Raw genomic sequence first — 426 nt, 5'->3', positions numbered from 1 at the left:
GTGCCAAGCCACTGGTTTCAGAAACCCGGGCAGGCTCGACAAGCGGCCCTACGCCTAATGAGGGTATTTTGGGGTAGGGTTTCCCTAGCGTACCTTCAAAAAATGGGCGGTTGGCGCATCGAGCGCTTACCCGACGTGTTGGGGAAGTTACGATGACAAAACAATCTTGTATGACAGTGCTTGTCGGGCCAAGCGAGTTACTCCGAGAAGGCCTTAGTAGAATCCTCGATGAAGCAAAATTTCGTATCATTTTCTCCGTGGCTTGCGTTCACGATCTTCTGCAGAAGCCACTACCCCAACACAGGCCCATCCTGCTCGTCATGGATGTCGGCGGTACCGATGCAGATGCTGAATTCGCACAAATTACTGATTTTAAAGCGATTTATCCGAACAGCCACGTCGTTGCGCTAGCCGACCACTCTCGAT

Annotated in this window: 1 pseudogene; it reads left to right on the top strand. The window is 51.9% G+C overall.

What is annotated here, in order from left to right:
• Positions 1 to 152: 152 nt before the first annotated feature.
• Positions 153 to 426 (top strand): annotated as a pseudogene (locus tag EOA28_RS39815) (response regulator transcription factor); the annotation flags it as partial.

Source organism: Mesorhizobium sp. M2A.F.Ca.ET.067.02.1.1, from assembly GCF_004023285.1.
Taxonomy (GTDB): domain Bacteria; phylum Pseudomonadota; class Alphaproteobacteria; order Rhizobiales; family Rhizobiaceae; genus Mesorhizobium.
The sequence above is the reverse complement of the archived record's forward strand: the minus strand, read 5'-3'. Positions and strand labels throughout refer to the sequence as shown.